The organism is Rhizobacter sp. LjRoot28 (assembly GCF_964253025.1).
Classification (GTDB): domain Bacteria; phylum Pseudomonadota; class Gammaproteobacteria; order Burkholderiales; family Burkholderiaceae_C; genus Rhizobacter.
The window spans coordinates 278,563-302,694 of record NZ_CAXUQC020000001.1 but is presented as its reverse complement, the minus strand read 5'-3'; the positions used below and the strand labels follow the sequence as shown (position 1 = coordinate 302,694).

Genomic DNA, 24,132 nt, shown 5'->3' with positions numbered 1-24,132 from the left:
GCGACAATCCGCAAATGTATGCACTGTTCGATGACGCCGGAAAATTCCTCGCCGGCCGCCTGATGTCCGAGACGGACACCTCCGCCCAGGTGGAACTGGACTCCGGCAAGCGGGTGAAGGTCAAGTCCGCCAACCTGCTGCTCCGCTTCGAGAAGCCGGCCCCGGCGGAACTCATGGCGGAGGGACAGCGCCTGGCCGCCGAGATCGACCTCGACCTGGCCTGGGAGTTCGCCCCCGAAGAGGAATTCGGATTCGCCGACCTGGCCCGCGACTACTTCGACGCGAGCGCCGGCCCGGTCCAGCAGGCGGCGGCGCTGTTTCGCCTGTTCGACGCGCCCCACTACTTCCGCCGTGCCGGCAAGGGGCAGTTCCGCAAGGCCCCCGAAGACATCGTGAAGGCAGCGCTGCTCGGCATCGAGCGCAAGAAGCAGATTGCCGCGCAGATCGACGCCTGGGCGGAGGAACTTATCGGTGGCCAGTGCCCGGCACCGGTGCGCGAGCAGCTGTACAAGATCCTCTTCAAGCCCGACAAGAACGCGGCCGAGTACAAGGCGGTGGTGGAGGCCTCGCGCCGCGCACAGCGGGCGCCGCTGGACCTGCTCACCGCCGCGGGCGCCATCGATTCCCCCTACCAGTTCCACTGGCGCCGCTTCCTGTTCGAGAACTTCCCGAAGGGCACCGGCTTCCCGAGCCTGCAGGCGCCGGCCATCAAGGACGACCTCCCGCTCGCACCCGTGCAGGCCTTCTCGATCGACGACTCGGCCACGACCGAGATCGACGACGCGCTGTCCGTGCAGGGGCTGGGTTCGGGCACGGTGGTGTTCGGCGTGCACATCGCGGCACCCGGCCTCGCCATGGCGCCCGACAGCCCGATCGACAAGGTGGCCCGCGACCGCCTGTCCACGGTGTACATGCCCGGCTACAAGCTGACCATGCTGCCCGACGACGTGGTGCAGGCGTACACGCTCCTCGAAGGCCGCGACTGCCCGGCCGTCTCGCTGTACGTCACCTTCGACGAGGCGAGCTTCGCCGTGAAGGCGACCGAGACGCGCATCGAACGGGTGCCCATCGCCGCCAACCTGCGGCACGACCAGCTGGACCAGGTCATCACCGAGGCGACCCTGACCGGCGCGGCTCCGGCCGAGTACGGCTTCGCGCCGGAGCTGGCCTTCGCCTTCCGCCTGGCCCGTCACCTCAAGGCGGCGCGCGAGGTGGTGCGCGGCAAGCCCGAGAGCTTCAACCGGCCGGACTACAACTTCCGCCTGGACGGCAACGAGGGCGCCGAGCCCCGTGGGGACGAACAGGTGACGATCACCACGCGCACCCGCGGATCACCCCTGGATCTGATCGTGGCGGAGGCCATGATCCTTGCCAACAGCACCTGGGGCGGCTGGCTCAACGAGCTGGGTGTGCCCGGCATCTACCGCAGCCAGGCCAGCATGGCGCCCGGCGTGAAGGTGCGAATGAGCACCAAGGCGGCGCCGCACGCCGGCATGGGGGTGGCGCAGTACACCTGGGCCACGTCCCCGCTGCGTCGCTATGTCGACCTCGTCAACCAGTGGCAGATCATCGCCTGCGCCCGCCACGGCCGTACCGCCCTGCTGGCCGCGCCCTTCAAACCCAAGGACGCCGCGCTCTTTTCCATCATCTCGGGCTTCGACGAGGCGTACACCGCGTACAACGGCTTCCAGTCCGGCATCGAACGCTACTGGACGCTCAAGTACCTGGCCCAGAACGACCTGCACGAGCTCGACGCCGCCGTGATGAAGGACGGCCTCGTCCGCGCCGACACGCTGCCCCTCGTGTTCAAGGCCATCGGTGCCGAGCGGCTGCCGCGCGGTGCCCGCGTGCGCGTGCGCATCACCGGCACCGACCTGCTCACCCTCGACGTGCAGGCCAGCGTTGCAGCGCGGCTGGACGATCCGACCACCGAAGCGGACGACGCCCCGGTGGACGACACCGAGATCGAGGAAGCCTCCGCAGGCCCGCTCACCCTCGCCATCGATGTGCAGGGCGAGGGCAACGCAGAAGAAACCGCGGCGGCTGCCGCCCCCACGTCGTGAACATCTTCAAGAACAACCCGGCCCTCTCGATCGCGCTCGGCATCTCCCTGGCGGTGCATGCCGTGCTCCTGACCGTCCGGCTCGTGGACCCGGAGGGGTTCAACCGCTTCTTCGAGGACACCCCGCTCGAAGTGATCCTGGTGAATGCCCGCTCGAACGAGGCGCCGACGAAGGCCCAGGCCATTGCGCAGGCGAACCTGGCCGGCGGCGGCGAGATGGCGATGGGGCGGGCGACGTCTCCGTTGCCGTCTGCCGCCATCACCGAGCTGGGCGACGCGGCCGAGGACGCGCGCAAGCAGATCGACCAGCTGATGGAGACCCAGCAGCAGATGCTGGCCCAGGTGCGACGCGACCTCGCCGCCTTGCCCCAGCCCGACCCCCGTCGTGACAAAGGCGACCCCAAGGCCCGCGCCCAGGAAGACCGGCGCCGCCAGCTGCTGCAGATGCTCGCCGAGATCGAGAAGCGCATCAACGAGGAGAATGCCCGGCCGAAGAAGCGCTTCATCAGCCCGGCGACGCGCGAGGAGGTGTATGCCCTCTACTACGACACCCTGCGTCGCAAGATCGAGGAGCGCGGCACGCGCAACTTCCCCGAGGCCAACGGCCGGCCGCTCTATGGTGAGCTCACGCTGATCATCACGGTGGACTCGCGTGGCCAGGTGGTCGACACCGAGGTGGTGCGCCCGTCCAAGTCGCCGCTGCTCGACAAGCGGGCGATCGCCATCGTCCAGGCCGCCGCCCCCTTCGGGCCGTTCACCAGCGCCATGCGCCGTGGTGCGGACCAGCTCGTCATCACCTCGCGCTTCAGGTTCAGTCGCACCGAGGGTCTCGAGACCACGCTGAGCGCGCCGCAGTAACTTCCTCTCTCCGGTTTTCCATGGACCGCTACGTCATCGCCGGCAACCCGGTGCACCACAGCCAGTCTCCGTTCATCCACGCCCGCTTCGCCGAGCAGACCGGGCAGCCCATCGCCTATGACCGGCTGCTGTGCCCGCTCGACGCCTTCGCCCCCACCCTTCGGGAGTTCGCCGAAGGCGGCGGCGCGGGCTGCAACATCACCGTGCCCTTCAAGTTCGAGGCATTCGCCCTCGCGCCGCGTGCCAGCGGGCGGGCGCAGCTCGCCGAGGCGGCCAACGTGCTGCGCTTCGACGCCGAGGGCTGGTTCGCCGACAACACCGACGGCATCGGCCTCGTGCGTGACATCGAGCGCAATGCCGGCGTCACGCTCGGCGGGCGCCGGGTGCTGCTGATCGGGGCGGGCGGCGCGTCGTCCGGCGCGCTCGGCCCGTTGCTCACCGCCCGGCCGGCCGAACTGGTGGTCGCCAACCGCACGGTTGCCCGCGCCCAGACCCTGGTGGACCGCCACGCGAGCCTGGCCGCGGCCGGCGGCACCCAACTGCGCGCGACCTCGCTGGACGCTTGCGGCAACGCCTTCGACGTCGTCATCAACGCCAGCGCCAGCAGCCTGCAGGGAGATGCGATCCCCGTGGCCCCGACCGTCCTGCGGCCGGGCACGCTGGCCCTCGACATGATGTACGGCCCGGCGGCGCGCGGCTTCCTGGAATGGGCGCGCTCCCATGGTGCCGTGGCACGCGATGGCCTCGGGATGCTGGTGGAACAGGCCGGCGAGGCCTTCTTCGTCTGGCGCGGCGTCCGACCCGATACGGCGCCCGTGCTGGCCGAGCTGCGGGCCCGGCTCGACGGGGCCTCGGCGTGAAGCTCGTGGGCCGGATGCTGGCCCTGCTGGTGATCTCGCTGCTGGCCCTCGAGATCTTCTTCGCGGGCCGCATCGCATTGATGGCCGTGGTGGCGCCGCAGTCCACCACCTTCCAGCGTTCCGAGATCTGGCGCCTGGTGACCGAGCGCGGGGAACTCGCGTGGCGCCAGGAATGGGTCGACAACGAGCGGATCTCCAACAACCTCAAGCGGGCCGTGATCGCCTCCGAGGATGCCGCCTTCACGGAGCATGGCGGCGTCGACTGGGATGCGCTCGAGAAGGCCTGGGAGAAGAACCAGCGCGCCGAGGCCCGTGCCGAGAAGCAGGCCCAGCGCGACGAGAAGCGCCGCGCCAACCGGCCGGCGGCCGTGGCCACCACGCCGAAGCGGCCCGAGCCGCGCATCGTCGGTGGCTCCACCATCACGCAGCAACTGGCCAAGAACCTGTTCCTGGCCGGTGAGCGCAACCTCGCGCGCAAGGGCCAGGAGATCGTGGTGACCTTCATGCTCGAGGCGCTCCTGAGCAAGCAGCGCATCCTCGAGATCTACCTCAACAATGTCGAATGGGGCGAAGGCGTCTTCGGCGCCGAAGCCGCCGCGCAACACTACTTCCGCACGTCCGCCACCAATCTCGGCACGTACCCCTCGGCGCGGCTGGCCGTCATGCTGCCGGCGCCCAAGCGCTTCGAGAAGCGCCCGGGCTCCGGTTACGTGCTGAGCCGGGCGGCCACGATCCAGGCCCGCATGGGCTCGGTGGACCTGCCCTGACGCGTGGTGCCCGCCTGCCGACGCGCCGGCCTAGAATCAGCCATGGCTTCCTCCCTCACTGCCGAACTGGCGAGCGCCGCAGCGCGGCTCATCGTCGAAGAAGGCATGGAATACGGCCCGGCCAAGCGCCGTGCGGCCCGCGTGCTCGGCCGTGCCAGCGTGCGACCGGCCGAACTGCCCGACAACGACCTCGTCGAGGAGGAGGTGAGGTCGTACCTCGCCCTCTTCTGCGCCGAGACGCAGCCGGCCGAGTTGCGCGCCTTGCGCGAGGTGGCCGCGGTGTGGATGGAGCGGCTCCAGGCCTTCCGGCCGCACCTGACAGGCGCCGTCTGGCGCGGCACTGCCACCCGGCTCAACAGCATCCACCTGCAGCTCTTCTGCGATGACGCCAAGGAAGCCGAGATCGAGCTGCTGAACCGCCGCATCGATTTCGACGTCGGCAGCCTCAACGGCCCGCGCAACCAGCCCATCGACGTGCTGAGCTTCAGCACGGCGTGTGCGGAACTCGGTGAACCGGTCACCCTGCACCTGAGCATCCTCGACTTCGATGACCTGCGTGGCGCCCTCAAGGCCGACACCCGGGGGCGCACCGAACGGGGCGACCTCGCGGCACTTCGACGGCTCCTCGACGCGGAGGCGCCGTGAACGGGCGGCGCATGCTGCTCGCCGGCGCCGGTGCAAGCGCCCTTGCCGCCGGGGCGGGATGGGCCTGGTGGCAACGCCGCGGCACGCCGGGACCCGCAAGCTCGGCCGCCCCACGGGCCGCGTCCGCGCCGACCGCCGGTGCGGCCGAGGGCGACATCTGGAACAGCGCCTTCGACACGCCCACCGGCGGCACGCTCGCCCTGACCAGCCTGCGCGGCCGTCCGCTCCTGTTGAATTTCTGGGCCACCTGGTGTCCGCCCTGCGTGAAGGAGATGCCCATGCTGGACGTCTTTCATCGCGGGCAGCCGGCGACCGGCCTCCAGGTGCTCGGGCTGGCCGTCGACGGCCCGACGCCGGTCCGCGAGTTCCTGGCGAAGCAACCGGTGGCCTTCCCCATCGGCCTCGCCGGACTCGATGGCATCGCGCTGTCCAAGTCGTTGGGCAACAGCAACGGCGCCCTGCCCTTCACCGTCGTGTTCGATGCCCGCGGCCAGGTGATCACGCGCAAGCTGGGCGCCCTCACCGAGGCCGACCTGGCCACCTGGGCACGCGCGCTCGGCGCCTGAATCAAGCTGACACAAGAATTTGCGGAAGTGCGTCCAACGGCGCCCAAAAGGCGTAAAGTTCAGCCTTTGCAAAAATGACACGCCACCCGTTCGGGTGATGGTCCGTTTCCCACATGGCAGTTCTCGTCGTCCACGGCCCCAACCTCAACCTGCTCGGCACGCGCGAGCCCGGGGTCTATGGGTCGCTGACTTTGGCGCAGATCAACGATGATCTGACGAAGTTCGGGGCGGATGCCGGCGTCGAAGTGAGAACCTTCCAGAGCAACCACGAAGGCGCCCTCGTCGACCGCGTGCAGGCCGCGCGCACCGACGGCACCACCTTCATCGTCATCAATCCGGCGGCCTACACGCACACCAGCGTGGCGCTGCGCGACGCCATCGCGGCCGTCGCCATTCCCTTCATCGAAGTGCACCTGTCGAACGTGCACCGCCGCGAGCCTTTCCGGCACCACTCCTATTTCTCTGATCAGGCCGAGGGCGTCATCCTCGGTTTGGGCGCGCAGGGGTATCGCCTCGCGCTCACCGTTGCCATCGAGCGTGAGCTCGCCGGCCGCAAGGCCTGACCGATCCACCGAATCACCAGAACCGGGCGTGACCACCACCGCGTGTCACGGCCCACACGACAACGACAGCAGTTGGAGAACCCATGGACCTGCGCAAACTGAAGACCCTGATCGACCTCGTCTCGGAGTCGAACATCTCCGAACTCGAGATCACCGAAGCGGACGGGAAGGTGCGCATCGTGAAGACGGACCCCAATGCGGCCGTCATGACGGCAGCGCCCGCCTTCCAGCAGGCAGCGCCTCAGCAGCAGGCTGTCGCGGCACCCGCCGCACCGGTCGCCGCTCCGGTGGTCGCGGCAGCGCCCGCCGAGCCGACCGGCCACACGATCAAGTCGCCCATGGTCGGCACCTACTACGGCGCGGCCAGCCCGGGCGCGAAGCCCTTCGTCGAGGTAGGCACGGTGGTCAAGGAAGGCCAGCCGGTCTGCATCATCGAAGCCATGAAGATCATGAATGAGATCGAGGCCGACAAGTCGGGCACCGTCACCAAGGTGATGTGCGAGAACGGCCAGGCCGTCGAGTTCGGACAGCCCTTGTTCATCATCGAGTAAGGCGCTTCATGTTCAAGAAGATCCTCATCGCCAACCGGGGCGAGATCGCGCTGCGCATTCAACGCGCCTGCCGCGAGATGGGCGTGAAGTCGGTGGTGGTGTACTCCGAGGCCGACCGCGACGCCAAGTACGTCAAGCTGGCCGATGAAGCCGTCTGCATCGGCCCGGCCGCCTCCGCGCAGAGCTACCTCAACATGCCGGCGATCATCTCGACCGCCGAGGTGACCGACGCCGAAGCCATTCACCCGGGCTACGGCTTCCTGTCCGAGAACGCCGACTTCGCCGAGCGCGTGGAGCAGAGCGGCTTCACCTTCATCGGCCCGACGCCCGAGTCGATTCGCCTGATGGGCGACAAGGTGTCGGCCAAGCAGACCATGATCAAGGCCGGCGTGCCCTGCGTGCCCGGCTCGGAAGGCGCCCTGCCCGACGATCCGAAGGAGATCATCCGCCAGGGCCGCGCAATCGGCTACCCGGTGATCATCAAGGCGGCCGGTGGTGGCGGTGGACGGGGCATGCGCGTCGTGCACACCGAGGCCGCCCTGATCCACGCCGTGCAGACCACGCGCAGCGAGGCGGGTGCCGCCTTCGGCAACGCCGCGGTCTACATGGAGAAGTTCCTCGAGAACCCGCGCCACATCGAGATCCAGGTGATGGCCGACCAGCACAAGAATGCGGTCTGGCTGGGCGAACGCGACTGCTCCATGCAGCGCCGCCACCAGAAGATCATCGAGGAAGCGCCTGCGCCCGGCATTCCCCGCCGCGTGATCGAAAAGATCGGCGACCGGTGTGCGGCCGCCTGCAAGCGCATCGGCTACCGTGGCGCCGGCACCTTCGAGTTCCTGTACGAGAACGGCGAGTTCTACTTCATCGAGATGAACACCCGCGTGCAGGTGGAGCATCCGGTGACGGAACTCGTGACCGGCATTGACATCGTGCAGATGCAGATCCGCGTGGCCGCCGGCGAGAAGCTGCCGTTCACGCAGCGCCAGATCCAGATGCACGGCCACGCCATCGAGTGCCGCATCAACGCGGAGGACGCATACAAGTTCACGCCCTCGCCCGGCCGCATCACCGCCTGGCACGCACCGGGCGGCCCTGGCGTTCGGGTCGACTCGCATGCGTACACGAACTACTTCGTGCCGCCGAACTACGACTCGATGATCGGCAAGATCATCACCCACGGAGACACCCGTGACCAGGCCGTGGCACGCATGCGCATCGCGCTGTCCGAGACGGTCGTCGAGGGCATCCAGACCAACATCCCGCTGCACCGCGAGCTCATGGTTGATGCCAAGTTCGTCGAAGGCGGCACGAGCATCCACTACCTCGAAGGCTGGATGAGCCAGCACAAGCGGTGAGCCGATGATCGAACTGCTGCTGGTCGTTCCCGAGGAGTTGGTCGAACCCGTGTCCGACGGGCTGATGGACGAACTCGGCGCGCTCTCCGTGTCGGTGGAAGACGCCGACGCGGGCAGCGACGCCGAGCGGGCCCTGTTCGGCGAACCCGGCATGCCGCCACCGAGCGCGGGCTGGCAGCGTTCGATCGTCAAGGCGCTCTTCGACACCGAAGAGCAGGCCACCGAGGCCGCCACCTTGCTGCTCGCCCAGGAATGGGCGGGCGACCAGATCAAGCTGCAGGCGATGCAACCCGTCGTCGAGCAGGACTGGGTTCGCCTCACCCAGTCACAGTTCGCGCCGGTGGAGATCACGCCCGCGTTCTGGATCGTGCCGACCTGGCACGAGCCGCCGGCGGCGGCCCGCCAGGTGATGCGCCTGGACCCAGGCCTCGCCTTCGGCACCGGCACGCACCCCACCACGCGCATGTGCCTGCGCTGGATCGCCCGGCATGCGCCCCAGGCGCCGGACGCGTGGGAGCGCGTGCTCGACTATGGCTGCGGCTCCGGCATCCTCGCCATCGGCGCAGCGCTGCATGGCGCACGCGGCATCGATGCGGTCGACATCGACGAATCCGCCGTGCAGTCCACCCGTGACAACGCCGCGGCCAACGGCGTGAGCCTCAATGCCGGTCTTCCGGATGCGGCGCAGGGGCAGTACCCGCTGGTGCTGGCCAACATCCTGGCCACGCCGCTGAAGCTGCTGGCGCCACTGCTCTGCGGTCATGTGGCCCCAGGCGGCCACCTCGTGCTGGCCGGCATCCTGGAGCGTCAGGCCGACGAGCTGAAACAGGCCTACGCGCCCTGGTGCGCGCTCGAGGTGAGCGACGCCGAGGACGGGTGGATCCTGATGACGGCCAGGCTGAACGCGTGATTCGGCGTGGCATGATTTCGGCATGAGCCTGGCCACCCGTTGCACCGCCTGCGGTACCGTCTTCCGAGTCGTCCAGGACCAGCTCAAGGTTTCCGAAGGGTGGGTGCGCTGCGGCCGCTGTGACCAGGTCTTCAACGCCATCGAGGGCTTGTTCGACCTCGAGCGTGATGCGCCGCCCGACTGGACGCCTCCGCCTGCACCGCCCCAGCCGCCGGCCGCGACCATCGCCTCGGCCTACCAGGCCCCGGTCGAGCCGCCCGCCGAGGAAGACGACGTCTTCCAGCTGAGCGACGAGGACCGCATCCACTCGCGCTTCTTCCAGCCCGAGCAGGACGACGTCGAACAGACGCCGGCGCAGACCGTGGCCGAGCGGGACCGCGTGGACTTCGCCGACGCGAGCTTCAACGAATCCCTGCTGGCCGAAGTGGAGCCGCCCTCCATCGAGCGCCCTCCCCTCGAACTCGAGACACCGGCCCCACCTCGCCGGCGCACGGGCCAACCCGGCCAGCAGCCGCCCGAGTTCCTGCGCGAGGCACGGCGAAAGGCGCGCTGGCGGAGTCCGCGCGTGCGGCTCGCGCTGTCCTTCGTGTCGCTGCTGCTCCTGGCTTCGTTGCTGGGGCAGCTCGCCCTGCACTTCCGCGATGTCGTCGCCACCCGTTGGCCGGGTAGCCGCCCCTGGCTGATCGCCGCCTGCGAACCGCTCGGCTGCAGCGTCGGACTGCCACGCGACATCGACGCGGTGGCCGTCGAAAGCAGCTCGCTGTCGCCGGCCAATGGCGGCGCGGCCTACCGGCTCACCGTGGTGCTGCGCAACCGCAGCGGCCTGCCGCTCGCGCTGCCGTCCGTCGAACTGAACCTCACCGATCCTGACGGTCAGCTGGTCTCGCGGCGGGTGCTGTCACCCCTCGACTTCCGCGCCGACCCGCAGATCGCGGCGGGCGCCGAGTCGACGCTGCAGCTCGTCTTCACGGTCGACGGGCCCCGCGTGACCGGCTATACCGTCGAGATCTTCTACCCCTGACCCTGCGCATCGCTCCGCTGCGCGCCATCACCGAGGACACCCCCATGCCAGCCCTGATCTGCGGATCGCTCGCCTACGACACGATCACCACCTTCCCGGGCCGCTTCGCCCAGCAGATCCTGCCGGAGCAGCTGCATATCCTCAACGTGTCCTTCCTGGTGCCGACGCTGCGCCGCGAGTTCGGGGGCTGCGCGGGCAACATCGCCTACACGCTCAAGCAGCTGGGCGGCGAGCCCCTCGTGATGGCCGCGGTGGGCCCCGACGCCCAGGACTACCTGGCTCGCTTTCGCGCCTGGGGCGCCAGCACCGACCTGATCCGCGTCGAGGCCGACAGCTACACGGCCCAGGCGATCATCATCACCGACACCGACAACAACCAGATCACCGCCTTCCACCCCGGCGCGATGCAGCAGGCCCACCTGACGGCCGTGCCCACGCGCGACGACATCCGGGTGGCGATCATCGCGCCGGACGGCCGCGACGCCATGATCCAGCACGCCGCGCAGCTGGCCGAGGCGGGCATCCCCTTCGTCTTCGATCCGGGCCAGGGCCTCCCGATGTTCAACGGCGATGAACTCAAGGCCTTCGTGAAGCAGGCGACCTGGGTGGCCGTGAACGACTACGAGGCCAAGATGCTCTGCGACCGCACCGGCCACACGCTGGAATCGCTGTCGCGCTCGCACCTCGCGGGCGTCATCGTGACGCTGGGCGCCGAAGGGTGCGAACTGTGGGAACAGGGCGTGCGCACGCACATCCCCGGCGTGAAGGCTGCCGAAGTGGTCGACCCCACGGGCTGTGGCGATGCCTTCCGCGGCGCGCTGCTGTTCGGCCTGGAACGGGGCTGGCCGCTGGCCGACTGCGTGGCGCTGGGCAACCGTGTCGGCGCGGCAAAGATCGCCCACCGGGGCGGCCAGAACCACCCCGTCGAGAAAGCCTGACGGGCCGCCGGGCGCTCAGTCCGGCACGACGCGCGCGAGCCACTGGGCCACCTGCTCGGCGGGCAGCGCCAGGCTCACCTGCTTGAGCCGGGAGCTGTCACCGCGGACCAGGCCCACCGCCTGGCGTGCGACGCCCAGCTGATCCGCCAGCCAGCGTTGCAAGGCCTCGTTGGCCGCGCCGTCGACCGGCGGCGCCGCCAGGCGAATGCGCAAGGCCGCGCCGTGCAGCCCCATGCACTGCGTGCGCTTGGCATTGGGCGCCACATGGAGGTCGAGCACCGTCCCGCTGCGCGTGACGTGCAGGCAGGGCCAGTCGCGAGACGATGGAGCGGACGGGGTCACCATGAAAAAACCCGGCCGGAGCCGGGTTCAGTACGCAAGATGCGTTCGATCCTCAGGGCTTGGCGCCGGTGGGGAACGGCCAGGCGGCAGCCGGGCTCAGCGCAGTCTTGGCAGCAGGCGCAGGGGCCGGCTTGGCAGCAGCCGGAGCGGCGGCAGCAGCGGCAGGCTTGGCAGCAGCCTTCTTCGGGGCGGCCTTCTTGGGAGCGGCCTTCTTCGCAGCCGGCTTGGCAGCAGGCTTCGCGGCAGCCTTCTTGGCGGGCGCAGCCTTCTTGGCAGGGGCAGCCTTCTTCGCAGGGGCCTTCTTGGCAGCGGCCTTCTTGGCCGGTGCTGCCTTCTTCGCAGGAGCGGCCTTCTTGGCAGCCGTCTTGCGTGCCGGTGCTGCCTTCTTCGCAGCAGCCTTCTTGGCCGGTGCCGCCTTCTTGGCGACGACCTTCTTCGCAGCCGCCTTCTTGGCCGGTGCTGCCTTCTTCGCGGCGACCTTCTTGGCCGGCGCTGCCTTCTTGGCGGCGACCTTCTTGGCCGGTGCAGCCTTCTTCGCCGGCGCCTTCTTGGCCGCAGCCTTCTTCGCCGGAGCGGCCTTCTTGGCCGCGACCTTCTTCGCCGGTGCAGCCTTCTTCGCCGCGACTTTCTTGGCCGGAGCCTTCTTTGCAGTTGCCATTACATTTCTCCTTGATCAAGTTGAAAAAACACTGTCTTGTGCCCACGGAGATGTGGAGACAAGCCAGTTATTCATCACCCGATGGTCTGCCCAGGAGGGGCGCCCCGGTGCGATGAATGGGGTTGCGGAACGGGCCGCCGCTTCTGCGTCGGTCAGCCCTTCATCCGCGAATCTTGATCTGTTGCATGACCTGCTGCTTGCTCCAGCCAGCGGGCGTCAGTCCCAGGAGAGCGCGCCACCCGATTGATACTCGATGACACGCGTCTCGAAGAAATTGCGCTCCTTTTTCAGGTCGATCATTTCGCTCATCCACGGGAACGGGTTTTCCTCGTTCGGGAAGAGCTCTTCCAAACCGATTTGCTGTGCACGCCGGTTGGCGATGTACCGCAGATATCCCTTGAACATGGATGCGTTCAGACCCAGCACGCCGCGCGGCATGGTGTCTTCGGCATACCGGTATTCCAGTTCGACGGCGTGCAGGAACAGCGCCTTGATCTCGGCCTTGAACTCGGGCGTCCACAGGTGCGGATTCTCGAGCTTCAACTGGTTGATGAGGTCGATGCCGAAATTGCAGTGCATCGACTCGTCGCGCAGGATGTACTGGTACTGCTCGGCAGCACCCGTCATCTTGTTCTGGCGACCCAACGCGAGGATCTGGGTGAACCCGACGTAGAAGAACAGGCCTTCCATCAGGCAGGCAAAGACGATCAGCGACTTGAGCAGCGTCTGGTCGTTGGCCTGCGTGCCGGTGTTGAAGTTCGGATCCATGATCGCGTTGATGAACGGGATCAGGAACTCGTCCTTGTCACGGATGGACTTGACCTCGTTGTACGCGTTGAAGATCTCGCTCTCGTCGAGACCGAGGGACTCGACGATGTACTGGTAGGCGTGCGTGTGGATCGCTTCCTCGAACGCCTGGCGCAGCAGGAACTGGCGGCACTCGGGCGCCGTGATGTGGCGGTAGGTGCCCAGCACGATGTTGTTCGCCGCGAGAGAGTCGGCGGTGACGAAGAAGCCGAGGTTGCGCTTGATGATGCGGCGCTCGTCTTCGGTCAGGCCGTTCGGGTCTTTCCACAGCGCGATGTCGCGCGACATGTTGACCTCTTGCGGCATCCAGTGGTTCGCACAGGTGGCGAGGTACTTCTCCCAGGCCCACTTGTACTTGAACGGCACCAGCTGGTTGACGTCGGTCTTGCCGTTGATGATGCGCTTGTCGGCGGCATTGACGCGCGCCGTGGCGACCGGTGCGACGCTTGAAGTGACAGGCGATGCGGAGGCGGACGCGGAGGACGGCGCGGCGCCGAACTCGGTCGACGACTCGTCGCGCGCTGGAGCCGAGTTGCTCGGCGCGAGGTGGCCCTGCGGAGTCATCGAGGGTTTAAGGTCGTCTTCCCAAACCAGCATATTGAAAATTCCCGTACGTTTGAATTATGAGAGTGTTGCGTTCGAACACCAAGCACTTATTGACATCGCAGCCACTTCGCTGTTGCTGAGTCGCATCGAAAAACGATGCGACTCACGCGTGTGATTTCGATGTCGTGCGAGATGCCGAATCACGCTTGAAGCAGCCGAGTGTGCGCATGGCGATTCACCGGCTGCGACGCGCGTGATTCACACGCACGAGATCATTGGCAGGCTTCGCAACCCGGGTCGTCGATCGCGCAGAACTTGATGTCCGTCGCGGCCTCGATCTGCGGTGCGACCGCGACGGCGGCAGCCACCACCGGCACGGCTTGCGCGGCCGGCGCCACCATCGACACGCCGCCGTCCATGCCGCTCGACACCGAGTTCATCTGGCCGGCCTTCACCGTCGACTTCTCGGCATGCGTGGCGCCCACCGTGCGGAGGTAGTACGTGGTCTTGAGGCCGCGCAGCCAGGCGAGCTTGTAGGTCTCGTCGAGCTTCTTGCCCGAGGCGCCGGCCATGTAGATGTTCAGCGACTGGCCCTGGTCGATCCACTTCTGCCGACGGGCCGCAGCCTCGACGAGCCACTGCGTCTCGATCTCGAAGGCGGTGGCGTACAGCGCCTTCAGGTCGTCAGGCACGCGGTCGATGCGGCGCAGCGAACCGTCGAAGTGCTTGAGGTCCATGACCATCACGTCGTCCCAGAGGCCGAGCTTCTTCAGGTCGCGCACCAGGTACTCGTTCACCACCGTGAACTCGCCGGACAGGTTGGACTTCACCGACAGGTTGCCGAACGACGGCTCGATGGAGGCGCTGACGCCGATGATGTTCGAGATGGTCGCCGTCGGGGCGATGGCCACCGAGTTGGAGTTGCGCATGCCGTGCTGGCCGATGCGGGCACGGAGCGCATCCCAGTCGAGCGAGACGCTGCGGTCGACTTCCACATAGCCGCCGCGCGCTTCGGCGAGCAGCTTCAGGGAGTCGATCGGCAGGATGCCACGGTCCCAGAGGGAGCCGCGGTAGCTGGAGTAGCGGCCGCGCTCTTCGGCGAGTTCGGTCGACGCCCAGTAGGCGTAGTAGCAGACAGCTTCCATGGACCGGTCGGCGAACTCCACCGCCGCGTCGGAGGCGTACGGCACGCGCAGTTCATGCAGCGCATCCTGGAAGCCCATGATGCCGAGGCCGACCGGACGGTGGCGCAGGTTGGAGTCGCGGGCCTTCTTGACGGCGTAGTAGTTGATGTCGATGACGTTGTCGAGCATCCGCATGGCGGTGGCGACGGTCTTCTTGAGCTTGGCGTGATCGATCTGGCCATCCTTGACGTGGTGAACCAGGTTCACCGAGCCGAGGTTGCAGACGGCGATCTCCGACTCACTGGTGTTGAGCGTGATCTCGGTGCAGAGGTTGCTCGAGTGCACCACGCCGACGTGCTGCTGCGGCGAGCGCACGTTGCAGGCGTCCTTGAAGGTGATCCAGGGGTGGCCGGTCTCGAACAGCATCGAGAGCATCTTGCGCCACAGGTCGGTGGCGCGCATCTTCTTGAAGAGCTTGATCTCGCCGCGGGCGACCTTCTCCTCGTAGGCGACGTAGGCCTCCTCGAACTCGCGACCGAACTTGTCGTGCAGGTCGGGGCAGGTGCTCGGCGAGAAGAGCGTCCACTCGCCGTTTTCCATCACGCGGCGCATGAACAGGTCGGGAATCCAGTTCGCCGTGTTCATGTCGTGGGTGCGGCGGCGGTCGTCGCCGGTGTTCTTGCGCAGCTCCAGGAACTCCTCGATGTCGAGGTGCCAGCTTTCCAGGTAGGCGCAGACGGCGCCCTTGCGCTTGCCGCCCTGGTTCACCGCGACGGCGGTGTCGTTCACCACCTTCAGGAACGGCACCACGCCCTGGCTCTTGCCGTTCGTGCCCTTGATGTGCGAGCCCAGGGCTCGCACGTTGGTCCAGTCGTTGCCCAGGCCGCCGGCGAACTTCGAGAGCAGCGCGTTCTCCTTCAGCGCCTCGTAGATGCCGTCCAGGTCGTCCGAGACGGTCGTGAGGTAGCAGCTCGACAGCTGCGAGCGACGGGTGCCCGAGTTGAACAGCGTCGGGGTGGAGCTCATGAAGTCGAAGGTCGACAGCACTTCATAGAACTCGATGGCGCGGGCTTCCCGGTCGATCTCGTTCAGCGCCAGGCCCATGGCGACGCGCATGTAGAACGCCTGGGGCAGCTCGATGCGCTCGTCCTCGATGTGCAGGAAGTAGCGGTCGTACAGGGTCTGCAGGCCGAGGTAGTCGAACTGCAGGTCCCGGTCGGCCTTGAGGGCGGCGCCCAGCTTGGCCAGGTCGTACTGGGCGAGCTTCTCGTCGAGCAGTTCGGCCTTGATGCCCTTCTTGATGAAGGTGGGGAAGTACTCGGCGTAGCGGGTGTGCATCTCCGAGTGCAGCAGCTCCTCGCCGAGGATTTCCTTGCGGATGGTGTGCAGCAGCAGGCGGGCGGTGGCGCGGGTGTAGCCGGGATCCTTCTCGATCAGCGTGCGGGCGGCCAGGATGGCGGCCTTGTGCACTTCCTCGATCGGCACGCCGTCGTACAGGTTGCGCTTGGTCTCGGCCAGGATGGGGTCGGGCTTCACGTCGGCGCCGAGGTTCGCGCAGGCGGACTCGATGACGGTCTGCAGGCGGCCCAGGTCGAGCGGCACGCGCACGCCGCGGTCCGTGACCATCAACGCCGGCTCCGGGGCCTTGTCGGGAATGCCCTGCTTGGCACGTTCCTGGGCACGGCGCTCGCGATACAGCACGTAGGCGCGCGCGACCTCATGGTGGCCGCCGCGCATCAGGCCGAGCTCGACGTGGTCCTGCACGTCCTCGATGTGGAACGTGCCGCCGCTCGGCCGCGAGCGCAGCAGCGCGCGCACCACGGCTTCCGTCAGGCCGTCGACCGTCTCCCGCACGCTGGCCGACGCCGCGCCCTGCGTGCCATGCACCGCCAGGAAGGCTTTCATCAGCGCAACCGCGATCTTGCTGGGCTCGAACGAGACCACCGCGCCATTGCGGCGAATGATCTGGTAGCCCTGGTAGGCCGAAGCGGCCGACGCCGAGGACTCGGCGGGACGCACTGCGGCTGCGGCGGATGGAGCAGTGGAGGATGTGACGGTTTGCATGGATTTACCTCTTGTCAATGTCAACGCGGACAGGCGACGTGCCGGCGTGCGGCGCGAGCGCCTTCAGGGTCACGCCCGATGCGGGCAAAAGCGCGGCACGGCCGATGCCGGGGCAGCGGCCGATGGGACGTGGCGGACGGAGCGGGACTCGTCGGAGTGCGAAGAAGGGGTTGGAACGGAACGGAAATCTGACGAGGACGAAATGAACGTGGAGCGAACGTGGAGCGATAAGACGTGGAGCGAGAAGGGGCGGCTTGGAGGCCCGCACTTGGAGACACGAATGGCAGCGTTGCTGCCCGGGAAAACGACCGTGGCCTGCGCCGGATCACTTGAACCGGGCCACGGAATTCCATGGCGAACCTGAACTGCGGGTGGGTGCATGGAGCGGCGTTTTCCAGGGAGCGAAGGATAACACGAGGACACTATATCTGGGGGCTCGACTGGGTTCAAGCCACTACCGCTAGCGTACCGCTGTGCGGAAGACAAACAGGCGACGAGGGACTTTCGTGATGCCTGACCGATGCTGCAAAGCCGCATCGCCGCACATCGCCGATGTGCACGGTGTCGGCATTCGGCAAGCCGCGCGCCTGCTGGCTTCGCGGGCGATTCGGGCCGCGAGGCCGCATGCCCGCGCGCTTCGGCGCACGCGGGTCGGCACGCCGCCGCCTCGTGCGGCTCAGGCGGGCGGACGCACCTGATCGGGAAAATACCGATCGGGCCAACCGAGCCGCGCCATCAGCCGAGGCCAGTCGAAACCGGGGCCCGGATCGATCTTGCGTCCGGGCGCCACATGCTCGTGGCCCGCGATCCAGCGCAGGGGCAACCGGGGCGCCAGCGCGATCAGCAGGTCAGACAGGGCGTCGTACTGGGCCGGCTCGAACGTGTCGCCTTCCAGGCCCTCGAGTTCGATGCCCACCGAGTCGTCGTTGCAGTTCTCGCGCCCCCGCCAGCAGGACCGTCCGGCGTGCCAGGCGCGATCGCGGGTCGAGACGAACTGCACGATCTCGCCGGTGCGCCGAATGACGAAATGGGCAGACACCTCCATGCCGCGGATCTCGCCGTAGTACGGGTGGGCGTCCCAGTCGAGCCGGTTGGTGAAGAGCCGCTCGATGCCGTCGCCACCGTACTGGCCGGGGGGCAGGCTGATGGAGTGGATGACGGCCAGGTCGACCACCGCCTGCGCTGGCCGCGGCCCGAAGTTCGGCGACACGCAGTGCCGCGCGCCCTCGAGCCAGCCGGAATCATCGAGGCGCAGGCGGGTCATGGTGCGGCCGCGACAAGCGGCTCAGCCTTCGTCGCTGCGCTCGGGTTCGCCCGGATCCTGCTCACCGCCCACGTGCACGCCCAGGCGTGCCATGCGGTACCGCATCTGGCGCAGCGACAGGCCGAGGCTCGCGCCGGCCGCAGTGCGGTTGTAGCGGTAGCGCTCCAGCGCGCGGTCGAGCACATCGCGCTCGACCTCGTCGAGGTAGGCGGCCAGGTTGGTGGGCAACGGGGGCGGGGCCGGCGGCGGTGCGAGCGGCGCGATGGGCGCGCGCGCCTCGTGCAGCGGCTCCGGATGCGGTGCCGCACGCGCATCGGCTTCGTTCTTGCCGAGCGCCAGTTCGGGCACGCCCAGGTCGGCGACGCCGATGGTCTCGGCACCCGTCAACGCGACGGCGCGGTGAAGGAGGTTCTCGAGTTCACGCACGTTGCCCGGAAAACTGTAGCGGCTGAGGTGCAGCAGGCCTTCGCGGGACACGCGCGGCGCGGGCGACACGCCGGCATCGCGAGCGATGCGGTCGAGCACCCGTTCGCAGATCGCCGGCAGGTCCTCGAGCCGTTCGCGCAGCGCGGGCACCCGGATCTGGATCACGTTGAGCCGGTAGTACAAGTCCTGGCGGAAGTTGCCCGCGTTGACCTCCGCATTGAGGTCCTTGTGCGTGGCGCTCACGAGGCGCACGTTCACCGGCAGCTCGGTGACGGCACCGACCGGTCGCACCGAACGCTCCTGGATGGCGCGCAGCAGCTTGCTCTGCATGGCCAGGGGCAGCTCGCCGATCTCGTCGAGGAACAGGGTGCCACCATCGGCGGCCTGGAAGAAGCCCTCGCGGTCGTCGGCGGCGCCGGTGAAGGCGCCCTTGCGGTACCCGAAGAACTCGGCTTCGAGGAGGTGCTCGGGAATGGCGCTGCAGTTGACGGCGATGAAGGCCTGCTCGGCCCGTGGACTGACCTCGTGGATGGCACGCGCGACGAGTTCCTTGCCGGTGCCCGACTCGCCCTGGATCAGCACCGGTGCCATGCTGCGGGCGACCTTCTCGACCAGTTGCCGGACCTGATCGATGGCCGATGACTGCCCGGCCATGCGCGACAGCGCGCGACTGACCGGCGCCGAGGCCGGCGCGGCCGCCAGCTGGGCGGTGATGGTCGGCTCGGGCCGTTCCACCGGTGCCACGCCAGCGCCGCGTTCCGACGGCAGGTTGGCCGGCACGACGGTCGGCGCGCCGGCGCCGCGCCCGAGGGCCGAAGCCACCACGGCGCGGAACTGCTTCAGGTCGACCGGCTTGGTGAGGTAGTCGTACGCGCCCGCCTTCAGCGCCTCGACGGCGTTCTCGGCCGACCCGTAGGCGGTGATGACGATCGCCTTTTCGCGGCGGCCCGATTCCTCGAGGCGGCGCAGCAGGTCGAGACCGGTGCCGTCGGGCAAGCGCATGTCGGTGATGACCGCGCTGTAGGTGCGATCCTTCAGGTGCAGCCAGGCGTCTTCGACGGTGCCGGCGGTCTCCACGTCGTAGCCTTCGCGCAGCAGGGTGAGCTCGTAGAGCGTGCGCAGGTCGGGTTCGTCGTCGACGACCAGGAGGCTGAAGTGCGATGGGGAGCTCATTCGGTCAGTCCTTGGAAGGCGACTCGGGGCGGTCGGCACCGGTGGCGTTGCAGGCGACGTCCATCAGGGGTTCGGCACGGGTCATGAAGTCAGGTGCAAGCGGGTCTCGACGGCACCGTTCGCGGGCAGGGGCACCCTTCGCATGGCCACGAAGAACTCATTGCGATTCGGCTCGGCGGGCGGACGGATGCGGTAATCGATGCGGGCGCCATAGCGCTCGCACAGTTCGCGGCAAATATACAGGCCCAGGCCCGTGCCGCGGCTGCGGGTGGAAAAGAAGGGCTCGAACAGGTAACGCTCCACATCTGGCGGGATGGGCGGACCGTCGCTGAGCACGCTGATCACCGCCCGCTCGTCGTCGCGCACCCCCAGCCGCACCTGCACGGCGCCCGGCACGCTGCTGGCATGCCGGCGGGCGTTGTCGAGCAGGTTGATGAGCACGCGGCGCAGGTGCTCCGGGTCGAATGACACGCCGACCGGCTCGTGCGGCAGCTCCACGCGCAGCACGCTCTGGTCGCCCAGGGGCAGCTCCACGGTGCGCGCCCATTCACTGCAGACCGACGCCAGGAAGGCCGTCACGTCGATGACCGCGGCCTCGCGCGCGGCGCCCGGGGCGACCTCCATGACATCGTCGACGATGCGCTTGAGGCGCTCGACGTTGTCGCTCACCATGCGGGTGAGCTGGCGCTGGCTGGCCGTGGTGGCGTCCTCGGCCATGAGGCCGTTGGCCTGCGAGATGGCGGCCAGGGGATTGCGGATCTCATGGGCGATGCCGGCCGACACGCGGCCCATCGCGGCCAGCTTCTCCTGGCGGGTGCGGGCCTGCACGGCGCGCACGTCCTCGATGAAGAGCACGCACAGCTCCTCGGTGGCGTTGGTGTCGCGGCGACGGGTGAAGCGCACGCGCAGGCGCAGCGTGCGGGTGGCGCCGCTGTCGAAGGTGAGCACCACGTCGCGGCCGCCCTCGGGCCAGCGGCCGTCGGCGAAGGCCCGCTCCACCGACTTCACCAGCGCCGACCACGCGTCCACGCCCCACAGCCGGAACGGCGCCTCGCTCGACAGCCCTTCGGTGACGAGCAGCCCGCGCGCTGCCGGGTTGGCGGCGCGCACGCGGCCGCGGCGGTCGACCACCAACACGCCTTCGGTCATCTCCTCGATGACCAGGCGGTTGAGCAGCGCCTGCTGGCGGGCAAGCTCCAGGCTGCCGCGGGCGGTGAGCTCCTCGCGCGCCAGGCGCCCGGCCATCTCGCCGGCGAGGATGGCGATGACGAAGAAGCCGGCGCCCGCGAGACCGGCCTGCGTCACGAGCAACGTCATGTCGCCGCCCTTGATGGTGCCGAGGCCGGCCAGCGCCAGCAAGGCCAGGGTGATCGCCGACGCGGTGGCCATGGCCATCAGGCGCGGCGTGAGCACGCCGGCCATCAGCACCGGCAGCACCAGCAATGCCGCGTAGTTCAGATTGGCGACGGGCGACATCGCATGCAGGCCGACGAAGCACACGATGTCGGTGCCGATCGTGGCCACCCACTGCGGGCTGCGCAGCTTGGCCAGGGTGCTCGGCTTGACGTCCGGCCGCACCCGGGGGAACAGCCACATGCTGAACGCCAGGGCCGCATACCCGATGCTGATCACCGAGACCTCGAGCGGCGGACGGGTACCGAAGGCCGTGCTCAGCAGCAGCGACACCACCAGCGCGACGCCGAGCGTGGCCCGTGCGCTGATGAACGCCATGTAGATGCGCTGGAAGGCCGACTGCCCGGTGCCGACGATGCGGCGCGCCTGCCGCGTGAGGAAGCGCGACTCGGTCTCGGCCGCTCCCACGGCCTGCCAGTCGCCGTCGTGACGGGACTCGGCGGCGTCGGTCCAGCTGTCTTCCGGAATGCTGGTGTCGCCGGTGACGCCCAGGGCGCCGAACCAGGACTCCACCTTGGCCTTGGGACGCCGCGGCGTCTTGCGCCGCTCGACGCGCGGGGGACGCTCGCCGGAGTTCGGTGTGCCGTCGCTCATCGGTCAGTCGCCCGATCCGTCGGCGGGCACCTTGGCGCCAGCCGCGCGATGCGCTTCGCAACAGAAGGCGCCCCCCGGCCCCGGAAGCGACTCGGTGCGCGGCAGGTGAATGCCGCAGTGGGCGCATTCGACCATCACCGGCGCGTCGCTGCCGCGTGGCGGTTTGGCGGCGGACGAGCCGGGACCCGCGCCGCCGGAGCGTCGGCCGGCCCGGGCCCACCAGATCAGCGCCGCGATCAGCAGCACGAGGACGAGGTACTTCACCATGGTGTCGCTGCGCCTTCAGGTGACCACGGAGGTGCGCTGCAGCACCACTTCGAGCATGAAGCGCGAGCCGACGTAGGACAGCAGCAGCAACGCCGCCCCGGCATAGAGCCAGCGCAGCGCGCGGCGCCCGCGCCAGCCGAGCTTCTGCCGACCGATGAGCAGCCCCGCGAAGACCAGCCATCCGAGCACGGACAGCACGGCCTTGTGGTCCCAACGCCAAGGGTTGGCATGCCACCAGCCGAGGATCAGGGTGGCCGACAGCAGCGCGAAGCCGGCGCCGACGAACTGGAAGGTGAGGCGCTCGAGCCGCAGCAGCGGCATGCCGATCGGTGAATCCATGGCCGCCTGCAGCTTGAGCCGCATGCGGCGTTCGGCCATGTCGAGCATCACGCCGTGCAGCACGGCTGCGCCGAACAGGCCGTAGGAGGCGATGCCCAGGGCCCAGTGCACCGGCGCCCAGGGGGAACCGAGCTGCGGGCGGAATTCGCCGGGAAAGACGGCGGCCAGCGCCACCGCGATGGCGCCCAGCAGGGCCAGGGTGCGACGTACGCCGGCCAGCGGCGTCCAGCGGCTTTCCAGCACATAGACTGCCAGCACGAGCCAGAGCGTGGCCGACAGCGCCGGCGCGAAACCGAAGCGTGCACCGGGGATGCCGGTGCCGATGCCGGCCATGTCCGCGACGATGGCGACGAAGTGGCAGGCCCATCCCAGCAGCAGGGCGCGACGGGGCCCATCGGTGCCGCGGTCGGGCAGGAAGGCGGCGCCCGCATAGGCCAGCAGCGCGACCAGGCTCGGTACCCACAGGGCCAGCGTGGCAGGGTGCGAAAGTGACGGTGTCATGCCCGACGATAAAATCATGGCCACAGTGTACTTTCGCGTGCCCGCATTCCGGGTCTCGCCCAGCCGATGGCCTCCACCCTCACCGACCGACTGAGCCGCCTCGTCAAGACGATGCGCGGCCAGGCCCGCATCACCGAAGACAACGTCCAGGACATGCTGCGCGAGGTGCGCATGGCGCTGCTCGAAGCCGACGTTGCGCTACCCGTGGTGCGCGACTTCATTGCCCGCGTGAAGGAGAAGGCGCTCGGCGCCGAGGTGGCCGGCTCGCTGTCGCCCGGCCAGGCGCTGGTGGGCATCGTCAACCGCGAGCTCGTGGCGACCATGGGAGAGGGCGTGTCCGACCTGAACCTTGCCGCCCAGCCGCCGGCCGTGATCCTGATGGCCGGCCTGCAGGGTGCCGGCAAGACCACGACCACCGCCAAGCTGGCCCGGCACCTCATCGAGCGCCGCAAGAAGAAGGTGCTGACCGTCTCCGCCGACGTCTACCGCCCGGCCGCCATCGAGCAGCTCAAGACCGTCACCCGCCAGGCCGGCGCCGAGTGGTTCCCGTCCACCGCCACCGACAAGCCGGTCGACATCGCCCGCGCCGCGCTCGACCACGCGCGCCGCCACTACTTCGACGTGCTGCTGGTCGACACCGCCGGCCGGCTGGCGATCGACGAGGCGCTGATGAAGGAGATCGCCGAGCTGCATGCGACGCTGAACCCCATCGAGACGCTGTTCGTCGTGGACGCGATGCAGGGCCAGGACGCCATCAACACCGCGCGCGCCTTCAAGGAGGCCCTGCCCCTCACCGGCATCGTGCTCACCAAGACGGACGGCGACTCCCGCGGTGGCGCTGCGCTGTCGGTGCGGCAGGTCACCGGCGTGCCGATCAAGTTCGCCGGTGTCAGCGAGAAGATCGACGGCCTTGAGGTGTTCGACGCCGCGCGGCACGCCGGACGGGTGCTCGGCATGGGCGACATCGTCGCCCTGGTGGAGGAAGTGCAGAAGGGCGTGGACGTCGCTGCCGCCCAGAAGCTGGCCGACAAGCTGAAGTCGGGGAGCAACTTCGACCTGAACGACTTCCTCGCCCAGATCAGCCAGATGAAGAAGATGGGCGGGCTGGCCGGCCTGATGGACAAGTTGCCCACCGAGATGACCGCCAAGGCGGGCGCTGCCGACATGGACCGCGCAGAGCGTGATGTGCGCCGCATGGAAGGCATCATCAACTCGATGACGCCCCTCGAGCGCCGCAAGCCGGAACTGCTCAAGGCCACCCGCAAGCGCCGCATCGCCGCCGGTGCCGGCGTGCAGGTCCAGGACGTCAACCGCCTGCTCAACCAGTTCGAGCAGATGCAGGGGATGATGAAGAAGATGAAGGGCGGCGGCCTGATGAAGATGATGAAGCGCATGGGCGGCCTCAAGGGCATGGGCGGCCCGGCCGGACTGCGCTGAAGCGGCAACAGCCGTAGCTTCCGCCATTGACCCGCCCTCGGCGGACCGCTAAGGTCCGCGAACTTTCTCCAGAAATCG

General features: G+C 68.5%; 22 protein-coding genes. 13 read left to right on the top strand and 9 right to left on the bottom strand.

Translation table 11 applies throughout. From position 1 onward, the window contains the following. Positions 1-14: 14 nt before the first annotated feature. From ACSQ2F_RS01430 to ACSQ2F_RS01375, 12 genes are all read left to right on the top strand, one after another. Positions 15-2,063, top strand: a complete 2,049-nt coding sequence (locus ACSQ2F_RS01430; RefSeq protein ID WP_436019032.1) for a ribonuclease catalytic domain-containing protein — start codon at positions 15-17, stop codon at positions 2,061-2,063. Further along, positions 2,060-2,920 (top strand): TonB family protein, encoded by an 861-nt coding sequence (locus ACSQ2F_RS01425; RefSeq protein WP_436019030.1) that lies wholly within the window; start codon positions 2,060-2,062, stop codon positions 2,918-2,920. Before ACSQ2F_RS01430 ends, ACSQ2F_RS01425 begins: the two co-directional genes overlap by 4 nt. Positions 2,921-2,940: 20 nt before the next feature. Continuing rightward, positions 2,941-3,780 carry a shikimate dehydrogenase gene (aroE, locus tag ACSQ2F_RS01420; protein ID WP_436019028.1) on the top strand — a complete coding sequence of 280 codons (840 nt, stop codon included), beginning with the start codon at positions 2,941-2,943 and terminating at the stop codon, positions 3,778-3,780. Next, positions 3,777-4,547, top strand: a complete 771-nt coding sequence (locus ACSQ2F_RS01415) for a transglycosylase domain-containing protein (protein WP_436019026.1) — start codon at positions 3,777-3,779, stop codon at positions 4,545-4,547. Before aroE ends, ACSQ2F_RS01415 begins: the two co-directional genes overlap by 4 nt. Positions 4,548-4,589: 42 nt before the next feature. After that, positions 4,590-5,192 carry a hypothetical protein gene (locus tag ACSQ2F_RS01410; RefSeq protein WP_436019024.1) on the top strand — a complete coding sequence of 201 codons (603 nt, stop codon included), beginning with the start codon at positions 4,590-4,592 and terminating at the stop codon, positions 5,190-5,192. Next, positions 5,189-5,758 (top strand): TlpA family protein disulfide reductase, encoded by a 570-nt coding sequence (locus ACSQ2F_RS01405; protein WP_436019022.1) that lies wholly within the window; start codon positions 5,189-5,191, stop codon positions 5,756-5,758. Before ACSQ2F_RS01410 ends, ACSQ2F_RS01405 begins: the two co-directional genes overlap by 4 nt. Before the next feature lie 113 nt (positions 5,759-5,871). Next, positions 5,872-6,321 (top strand): type II 3-dehydroquinate dehydratase, encoded by a 450-nt coding sequence (gene aroQ / locus ACSQ2F_RS01400; protein ID WP_436019020.1) that lies wholly within the window; start codon positions 5,872-5,874, stop codon positions 6,319-6,321. An 83-nt stretch (positions 6,322-6,404) separates the two neighbouring features. Continuing rightward, positions 6,405-6,872 (top strand): acetyl-CoA carboxylase biotin carboxyl carrier protein, encoded by a 468-nt coding sequence (gene accB, locus ACSQ2F_RS01395; protein WP_436019018.1) that lies wholly within the window; start codon positions 6,405-6,407, stop codon positions 6,870-6,872. 8 nt (positions 6,873-6,880) lie between these two features. Next, a complete protein-coding gene (gene accC / locus ACSQ2F_RS01390; protein WP_436019016.1) occupies positions 6,881-8,230 on the top strand; it encodes an acetyl-CoA carboxylase biotin carboxylase subunit in 1,350 nt (449 codons plus the stop codon). Between the two features lie 4 nt (positions 8,231-8,234). After that, positions 8,235-9,140, top strand: coding sequence for a 50S ribosomal protein L11 methyltransferase (prmA, locus tag ACSQ2F_RS01385; RefSeq protein WP_436019014.1), 906 nt, complete (start codon positions 8,235-8,237; stop codon positions 9,138-9,140). Between the two features lie 22 nt (positions 9,141-9,162). Beyond that, positions 9,163-10,161, top strand: coding sequence for a zinc-ribbon and DUF3426 domain-containing protein (locus ACSQ2F_RS01380; RefSeq protein WP_436019012.1), 999 nt, complete (start codon positions 9,163-9,165; stop codon positions 10,159-10,161). Between the two features lie 44 nt (positions 10,162-10,205). Continuing rightward, entirely contained in the window at positions 10,206-11,099 is an 894-nt protein-coding gene (locus ACSQ2F_RS01375) for a carbohydrate kinase family protein (RefSeq protein ID WP_436019010.1), read from the top strand. Positions 11,100-11,114: 15 nt separating this feature from the next. Here ACSQ2F_RS01375 and ACSQ2F_RS01370 read toward each other — a convergent pair whose 3' ends face one another. The 9 genes from ACSQ2F_RS01370 to ACSQ2F_RS01330 all read right to left on the bottom strand — a co-directional run bounded on the left by ACSQ2F_RS01370 (position 11,115) and on the right by ACSQ2F_RS01330 (position 22,617). Beyond that, on the bottom strand, positions 11,115-11,444 hold the full coding sequence (locus ACSQ2F_RS01370) for a DUF167 domain-containing protein (RefSeq protein WP_436019008.1): 330 nt from the start codon (positions 11,442-11,444) through the stop codon (positions 11,115-11,117). Between the two features lie 49 nt (positions 11,445-11,493). Continuing rightward, complete coding sequence (locus ACSQ2F_RS01365; protein WP_436019006.1) at positions 11,494-12,099, bottom strand: histone H1-like DNA-binding protein; 606 nt, start codon at positions 12,097-12,099, stop codon at positions 11,494-11,496. A gap of 216 nt (positions 12,100-12,315) precedes the next feature. Next, on the bottom strand, positions 12,316-13,503 hold the full coding sequence (locus tag ACSQ2F_RS01360; protein ID WP_436019004.1) for a ribonucleotide-diphosphate reductase subunit beta: 1,188 nt from the start codon (positions 13,501-13,503) through the stop codon (positions 12,316-12,318). 221 nt (positions 13,504-13,724) lie between these two features. After that, on the bottom strand, positions 13,725-16,640 hold the full coding sequence (locus ACSQ2F_RS01355; RefSeq protein ID WP_436019002.1) for a ribonucleoside-diphosphate reductase subunit alpha: 2,916 nt from the start codon (positions 16,638-16,640) through the stop codon (positions 13,725-13,727). Positions 16,641-17,316: 676 nt separating this feature from the next. Beyond that, entirely contained in the window at positions 17,317-17,904 is a 588-nt protein-coding gene (gene ampD / locus ACSQ2F_RS01350) for a 1,6-anhydro-N-acetylmuramyl-L-alanine amidase AmpD (RefSeq protein ID WP_436019000.1), read from the bottom strand. 21 nt (positions 17,905-17,925) lie between these two features. Beyond that, on the bottom strand, positions 17,926-19,503 hold the full coding sequence (locus ACSQ2F_RS01345; RefSeq protein WP_436018998.1) for a sigma-54-dependent transcriptional regulator: 1,578 nt from the start codon (positions 19,501-19,503) through the stop codon (positions 17,926-17,928). 81 nt (positions 19,504-19,584) lie between these two features. Next, positions 19,585-21,510 (bottom strand): sensor histidine kinase, encoded by a 1,926-nt coding sequence (locus ACSQ2F_RS01340; protein WP_436018996.1) that lies wholly within the window; start codon positions 21,508-21,510, stop codon positions 19,585-19,587. A gap of 3 nt (positions 21,511-21,513) precedes the next feature. Then, positions 21,514-21,777: a PP0621 family protein gene (locus tag ACSQ2F_RS01335; protein WP_436018994.1), complete on the bottom strand. Its 264-nt coding sequence runs from the start codon at positions 21,775-21,777 to the stop codon at positions 21,514-21,516. A 15-nt stretch (positions 21,778-21,792) separates the two neighbouring features. Beyond that, positions 21,793-22,617, bottom strand: a complete 825-nt coding sequence (locus tag ACSQ2F_RS01330) for a cytochrome C assembly family protein (protein ID WP_436018992.1) — start codon at positions 22,615-22,617, stop codon at positions 21,793-21,795. Between the two features lie 66 nt (positions 22,618-22,683). Here ACSQ2F_RS01330 and ffh point away from each other — a divergent pair, with 66 nt between their 5' ends. Next, a complete protein-coding gene (gene ffh, locus ACSQ2F_RS01325; protein ID WP_436018990.1) occupies positions 22,684-24,054 on the top strand; it encodes a signal recognition particle protein in 1,371 nt (456 codons plus the stop codon). Positions 24,055-24,132 lie beyond the last annotated feature (78 nt).